5 protein-coding genes are annotated in these 7392 nt (G+C 74.0%); all 5 read left to right on the top strand.

All coding sequences use genetic code 11. The annotated features are described in order from the left end of the window. Positions 1-340: 340 nt before the first annotated feature. Complete coding sequence (locus tag ACIQVZ_RS36785) at positions 341-853, top strand: 2Fe-2S iron-sulfur cluster-binding protein (RefSeq protein WP_350878793.1); 513 nt, start codon at positions 341-343, stop codon at positions 851-853. Then, a complete protein-coding gene (locus ACIQVZ_RS36780) occupies positions 850-1848 on the top strand; it encodes an FAD binding domain-containing protein (protein ID WP_402456255.1) in 999 nt (332 codons plus the stop codon). Before ACIQVZ_RS36785 ends, ACIQVZ_RS36780 begins: the two co-directional genes overlap by 4 nt. Then, entirely contained in the window at positions 1845-3965 is a 2121-nt protein-coding gene (locus ACIQVZ_RS36775) for a xanthine dehydrogenase family protein molybdopterin-binding subunit (protein ID WP_402456253.1), read from the top strand. Before ACIQVZ_RS36780 ends, ACIQVZ_RS36775 begins: the two co-directional genes overlap by 4 nt. Before the next feature lie 227 nt (positions 3966-4192). Beyond that, entirely contained in the window at positions 4193-6316 is a 2124-nt protein-coding gene (locus tag ACIQVZ_RS36770; protein WP_402456251.1) for a DUF362 domain-containing protein, read from the top strand. Further along, positions 6313-7392: an NAD-dependent epimerase/dehydratase family protein gene (locus ACIQVZ_RS36765; RefSeq protein ID WP_402456249.1), complete on the top strand. Its 1080-nt coding sequence runs from the start codon at positions 6313-6315 to the stop codon at positions 7390-7392. The genes ACIQVZ_RS36770 and ACIQVZ_RS36765 overlap by 4 nt, the downstream gene beginning before the upstream one ends.

The raw sequence follows: 7392 nt of genomic DNA, 5'->3' as shown, positions 1-7392 counted from the left end.
CCCACTCCGAAAAGCGAATCGGCCGCAATCCAATAAAACGAACACGCCGAATAAGAACCAAGCCGCGACAAGACGCGACCCAGCCCGAACCAGGACATGGCATTTCAAGAGGATTGGCCGCCCCGGGACCGTCCGCGCCGATGCGTGTCCGGTGCTCCCTGCCGAGCGACTAGGGAACACTACCCCTGGTCGGCGCCCAAGACAAGTAAGGACCGCGCGGCCGCCGCACGGGACCGAACCGGTGGTTCCGGGCCCCCTCGATGCGGGCTCCGTCCCGGCGGTGGAAGGCATCACCGTGCCGGCCGGCGCGGTCGGCTGCCGACCGACCCCCGAGGAAGCCATGGATGTGGCCAGTACCGTCACGCTCTCCGTCAACGGTGACCAGCACACCCTTGAGGTGGACCACCGCCGCACGCTGCTCGACCTGCTGCGCGAGCGGTTGGCGCTGACCGGGGCGAAGAAGGGATGCGACCACGGACAGTGCGGGGCGTGCACGGTGCTGCTGGACGGGCGGCGGGTGAACAGTTGCCTGGTGCTCGCGGTCGCCCAGGACGGAGCCGCGGTCACCACGGTCGAGGGCCTGGCCGCCGACGACCGGCCGCACCCCCTCCAGCGGGCGTTCATCGAGTACGACGCGTTCCAGTGCGGCTTCTGCACGCCCGGGCAGCTCTGCTCGGCGGTCGGGATGCTCGCGGAGGCGGCGAAGGGCTGGCCGAGCGCCGTGACGGACCCCGACCCGCAGGCGCCGTCGCCGCTGGACGAGGCGGAGATCCGCGAACGCCTCAGCGGCAACCTCTGCCGGTGCGGCGCCTACCCCGGCATCGTCCGCGCCGTCCGGGAGGTCGCCCCGTGAAGCCCTTCGGCTACCACCGGCCCGCCGACGTCGCCTCGGCCGTGGCGATGGCCGCGCAGGTCCCAGGAGCCAGGTTCCTCGCCGGCGGCACCAACCTGGTCGACCTGCTCAAGCTCGGCGTGGAGGCGCCGGAGCTGCTGGTGGACGTGAGCCGGCTGCCGCTCGGCCTGGTGGAACCGCTCCCCGACGGCGGCCTGCGGATCGGCGCGACGGTGCCCAACAGCGAGCTGGCCGCGCACCCGCTGGTCCGGCTGCACTATCCCGCGCTGTCCCAGGCCCTGCTGTCGGGAGCGTCCGGGCAACTGCGCAACCTCGCCACCACCGCCGGCAACCTGCTCCAACGCACCCGCTGCCCGTACTTCCAGGACGTCACCAAGCCGTGCAACAAGCGCGTCGCCGGCTCCGGCTGCCCCGCGCGCGAGGGCGTGCACCGGGATCTGGCCGTACTGGGGGCCTCCGCGGCCTGCGTGGCCACCCACCCGTCCGACCTCGCGGTGGCACTGGCGGCGCTGGACGCCGAGGTGCGGCTGACCGGTCCGACCGGCTCCCGCTGCTGCCCGCTCACCGAGTTCTACCGGCTGCCCGGGGACACCCCCGCCCTAGAGACCGGGCTGCGCCCCGACGAGCTGATCACCGCGGTCGACCTGCCACCGCCGTGGTCGGGCACCCGCTCGGCCTACCGCAAGGTGCGCGAGCGGGCCTCGTTCGCCTTCGCCACCGTCTCGGTCGCGGCCGTAGTGGTGGTGCGCGAGGGGAGGGTGGCACGGGTCGCACTGGCACTCGGCGCAGTGGCGGCGAAGCCCTGGCGGGCGACGGCCGCCGAGCGGGCGATGCTCGGGCAGCCCGCCACCGAGGAGGTCTTCAGGGCCGCGCTGGACGCCGAGCTGGCGGCCGCCCGGCCGCTGCGGGACAACGCGTTCAAGGTGCCGCTGGCACGCGAGGCGGCCGTACGGGTCCTCGCCGACCTCACACCGCAGCAGGAGGAGTCCGAATGACGGCTCACCGGAACCGCCAGGAACACCAGGGCCGCCAGGAGCACCGGGACACCTCGCTCACCCGGGTGGAGGGGCCCGACAAGGTCACCGGCCGCGCCCGGTACGCGACCGACCACCACCCGGCCGGCGCCGCCTACGCCTGGCTCGTCACCGCCGCACTCGCGCGCGGCGTGGTGGACGCCGTCGAGGACGACGACGCCCTCGCCGACCCGGCCGTCCTCGCGGTGATCACCCACCGCAACGCCGAACGGCTGGCCCCGACCGACGACCCGACGCTGGCCGTGCTCCAGTCCGCGCGGATCGCCCATCACGGGCAGCCGGTCGCGCTGGTGGTCGCCGAGACCCCGGAGGCCGCCCGGGCCGGCGCCCGCGCGCTGCGGATCAGCTGCACCCGGGAGCCGCACGACGTCCTGCTGACCGCCGACCACCCGGGCCTCTACACCCCCGAGGAGGCGAACGGCGGCTACCCCGCGGAGCGCGCCAGAGGCGACTTCGACAACGCCTACCGGAGGGCCCCGCACCAGGTGGACGCCACCTACCGCGTGCCGCCGCTGCACAACCACCCCATGGAACCGCACGCCGCGACGGCCGCCTGGGACGGCGGCCGGCTCACCGTTTACGACGCCAGCCAGGGCTCCGGCAACAGCCAGGAGAACCTGTCGAAGCTCTTCGGCCTGCGCGCCGAGGACGTCCTGGTGGTCAGCGAGCACGTCGGCGGCGGCTTCGGGTCCAAGGGCACCACCCGGGCGCCCACGGTGCTGGCCGCGCTGGCCGCCCGCGCGGTCGGGCGGCCGGTCCAGCTCTGCCTCGCCCGCGCCCAGCTCGCCGACCTGGTCGGGCACCGCTCCCCCACCGTCCAACGGGTCCGGATCGGCGCCGACACCACCGGCCGGATCTCGGCGCTCGCCCACGAGGTGGCCACCCGCACCTCCACCCTGCGCGAATTCGTCGAGCAGGCCGCCGTCCCCGCCCGGATGATGTACGCCGCACCGCACAGCCGCACCGTCCACCGGGTCGCCCGGCTCGACGTGCCCACCCCCTCCTGGATGCGGGCACCCGGCGAGTGCCCCGGCATGTTCGCGCTCGAGTCCGCCATGGACGAACTGGCCCTGGCCTGCGGCCTCGACCCCGTCGAGCTGCGGATCCGCAACGAACCCGCGTTCGATCCGGACAGCGGGAAGCCGTTCAGCAGCCGCCGCCTGGTCGAGTGCCTGCGCGAGGGCGCCCGGCGCTTCGGCTGGGCCGACCGCGATCCCCGCCCCGGGGTCCGCCGGGACGGCCGGCTGCTGCTCGGCACGGGAGTGGCGGCCTCGACCTACCCCGTGCTGGTCGGTCCCGCGGCCGCGGAGGCGCACGCCCGCCCCGACGGAAGCTTCCTGCTGCGGGTCAACGCCACCGACATCGGCACCGGGGCGCGCACCGCGCTGGTGCGGATCGCCGCCGACGCCCTACGGGTCGCCCCCTCACACGTCGAGCTGCGGATCGGCCGCAGCGACCTGCCGAAGGCGCCGCTGGCGGGCGGCTCCTCCGGCACCGCCTCCTGGGGATGGGCCGTGCACCGGGCCAGCGAGGAACTGCGCACGGCACTGGCCGAGCACGGCGGGCGGCCGCCCGCCGACGGGCTGACCCGACACGCCGACACCACCGAGGAGGTGGGAAGCACCGGCCAGGAGTACGCGCGGCACGCCTTCGGCGCGCAGTTCGCCGAAGTCCAGGTCGATCAGGACACCGCCGAGGTGCGGGTGCGCCGCCTGCTCGGGGTGTTCGCGGCCGGACGCATCGTCAACCCGCTGGCCGCGCGGAGCCAGCTGACCGGCGCGATGATCATGGGGCTGTCGATGGCCCTGCTGGAGCACAGCACCACCGACCCGTCCTTCGGCGGGCACGTCGAACGCGACCTGGCCGCCTACCACGTCGCCGCGCACGCCGACGTCACCGCCGTCGACGCGCACTGGATCGACGACCCCGACCCCCACCTCAACCCGATGGGCTCCAAGGGGATCGGCGAACTCGGCATCGTGGGGACGGCGGCGGCGATCGGCAACGCCGTCCACCACGCCACCGGCGTCCGGGTCCGCGAACTACCCATCCGCCCCGAGTCCCTGATCGGCCACTGACCCGACGCCGCCCGGACACCACCGCCCCCGGCCCGACGGCGCCCCGGTCTGTCCGTGTCCTGCCCGGCCGGGTCCGGCCGGGCAGGACACGGACACGAGCGCGCGTCCCACCCCGCATCCGATGTCCACGCAGTAGCATCGCTTTAAACCTCTTTGGGATATTTTCTGGCCAATCAGCGATGGGCCGACCGCACGCGGGAAAGCCGTCCGTCGGCGTTGGGGGAGATGTGACCGTCGTCGCCGCCGTGGCCCGATCCACCCGAGTCCGACCACTCTGCGCCGCCGACCTGCTGGCCGAGGCGGTCGCCCGGGCCGGGCTCTGGGAGCGACTGGCCGAGCGGGCGCACGACGACCCGGGAGCGGTCGCGGTGCTGCTGACACCGGGCGCGTCCGCGTACGGCGACCCGGCAACCGCGGTCAGCGCCGCCCTGGTGGAGCACCTGATCGACCTGCTGCACGACCGGGGCTACCACGACGTCACCGTCGGCGCCGCCCGCTGCGGCCCCGACACCTGGCTGGCCGGCCCCCGGCTCCTCGACGCCTGCCGCCGACTCGGCTACGGCGGGCGGACCCCGCAGGACAACGCCTACCGCGTCGTGGACCTGTCGGAGGAGGTCGAGCCGGCGGACTTCCCCGACTCCGCGGTACTGCACGGCAGCGGCATGGCGCGCAGCTGGCTGGAGGCGGGCTTCCGCATCAACATCGCGAAGAACAGCACCCACCCGGAGTTCGGCTACGCCCTGTGCCTGGCCAACCTGTTCGGCGTGCTCCCGCAGGACGACAAGCACCACCACTACCGCGCCCGACGCGACGGCGCCGAGGTCATCGTGGACCTGCTGGGCTCCTACCCGCCGGACTTCCACCTCATCGACGCCGTGGTGAGCAGCCACGGGTGCGCCGGATCACAGGTCGGCCGGCCACTGCGGACGGAGACGGTGATCGCCGCGCCGGACGGCGTCCTGGCGGACCTGGTCGGCGCACTGCTGATGGGCGTCGACCCCGTCTCGTCGCCGCTCAACGCGCGGGTGCTCAGGGACCGGGGCCTGCCGGACTCCTACCGGATCGACGGCGACCTGACGCCCTACCAGGGCTGGCGCAATCCGCCGAGGTCCCTGGTCGAGGCGGTGCGTCGGCTCGCTCCGGACGGGCGGGCCCACCGACTGTTCAGCATCGCCTCCTGGCACGTAGCCCCGAACGCGGCGGAAGTCACCGACCCGGCGCTCGCCCGGCTCTCCCGCCTCCTCACCTCGCTCATCCGCGCCGCGGACGTGAACCCGGCGGCCGCCGCCACCCTGTGCACGATGGTCGGCGCGGCGGCCTCAGCCTCCTCCACCGTCCGCGCCTGGCGGACCGGGAACGCCAAGCAGGACATCCGGCGCCGGGACGTCTCCCTCGCGGTCGACCCGGGCGCCTACACCCACGAGGACTTCGACCGGATCACCGGCCTCCTCCGGCCGCTGGAGACGGTGATCGACGCACTGCCCGCGGACGCCTGGCAGATGCGCTGGCAGCACGTGGGCCACTCGATCCTGTTCGGCTGCGAACGCACCGTCAACGCGCCGTACCCGGAGTTCGTGCGGCGGGTCAACATCAGCCGGTCCATCAGCTACATGACCGACTACCTCGGCGGACGGGTCCACGTGGTCTCCCGCGACGCCCAGGGACGGCCCACCCGTCAGATCGAACGCAACCTGTACCTGGCGCAACCGAACTACATGGCGTACTCCGGCGGCCCGCCCATCGACGTCTGCAAGCTGGAGTCGGTGGACTACGGCGAACAGCGGCAGCGGATCTCCTGGCGCACGGTCCACAGTCCGAACGGATCCGCCGAGTACGACGACGGGTCGGTGACCTTCCTCCCCGCAGGCGGCGGTGAGCGGACCCTGATCGTGATCCGGGTCCGCCAGCGGTTCACCCTGCCGCTCACCTGGCAGGTGATCCGCCCCGACAGCCGTCCCAAGCTCAGGGACCCGCTGGTACAGGACTCCTACCAACGCTTCTTCACCCGCACCCTCGACAACTTCGAGGCGCAGTACGAGGGGCGCCCCTACCGGATCGGCCGGCCCTGGGAGGAGTTCGACGACGCGGAGGCCGCCGAACTGCCCACCCAGCGGCTGACCGAGGCCGCCCGGATGATCCGGACCGTCACCTCCCAGGTCCTGACCGCGCCGACCCCGCCGGGACGACTGGGTCCGGACGGCTTCTGGCACGTCGCGCCCGGTGACATCGCCCCGGCCCGCTCCCCCCTGCTGGACGAGTTCCGCGAGTCGCTGCGCCCGGCCGTCGTCGGCTTCTGGCAGGGGCTGCGTGAGGCCGCGGCCCGGGACCGGCGGTCGAGGCAGGCCCCGTGAGGGCGTGCGTCACCGGCGCCAGCGGGCTCGTCGGGTCCCAGGTGGTGCGCGCGCTGCTCGCCGCCGGCCACGAGGCGCGGGCGCTGGTGCGCCGCAGCAGCGACCTCCGGCAGCTGCACGGCCTCGACGCGCCCCTGGTCAACGCGGACCTGCGCGACCCGCTCAGCCTGCGGCCCGCGTTCGAGGACTGCGACACGGTGTTCCACTGCGCCGCCGTCTTCGCCTACTGGGACACCAGCCGGGAGGAACTGGCCAGGGCCAACGTGGAAGGCACCTGCGAGGTGCTGCGGGCGGCGGCGGAGGCCGGGGTCCGGCGGGTCGTGGTGACCTCGTCCTCCATCGCCTGCGGCTCGTCGGGCGGACCGGTGGCCCGGGACGAGGAGTGGACGCCCGGAGCGGAGTACCTGCCGGACTACTTCGTGACCAAGCTGGAGCAGGAACGGACGGCGTTCGCCCTGGGCGCCGAACTCGGCCTGGAGGTCGTGGCGGCCTGCCCGACCATCGTGGTCGGCGGGCCCGACTGGCGGCTGGTGCCCAGCAACGCGCTGATCACCCGGTACCTGGCCGATTCGCTGCGCACCACCTATCCGGGCGGCTGCAACATCGTCTCCGTCCGGGACGTCGCGGCCGGCCACGTGCTGCTCGCCGAGCACGGCCGGTCCGGGGAGCGCTACCTGCTCGGCGGCGAGAACTGGGCGTGGCGGACCATCCACCAGACCATCTCGGAGCTGTGCGGCACCCGTGGACCGTGGGCCACCGCCAGCCACACCGGCGCGTACCTGGCGGCGACGCTGGGAGAGATCCGCGCGGTGCTGACCGCCAAGGCCCCGGCGACCACCCGGGCGGAGGCCCGGACGATGGGCCGCTTCTACTGGTACCGGCACGACAAGGCCGCGGGCCTCGGCTACCGGCCGAGGCCCGCGCGGCAGGCGCTGGTCGAGGCTCTGGGCTGGCTGGTGACCAGTCCGCACCTGTCGGACCGGGTCAGGTCCGGGCTGCGGCCGCATCCCGAGGTGACGGGGGCGCGGGAACTGCTTCCCCGTCCGCTGGAGGACGGCGACCCGGCGGCGGGCTGA

The organism is Kitasatospora sp. NPDC098663 (assembly GCF_044760075.1).
GTDB lineage: Bacteria > Actinomycetota > Actinomycetes > Streptomycetales > Streptomycetaceae > Kitasatospora.
Note: the sequence above shows the minus strand (reverse complement) of the source record. Positions and strands in the feature narration are given on the sequence as shown.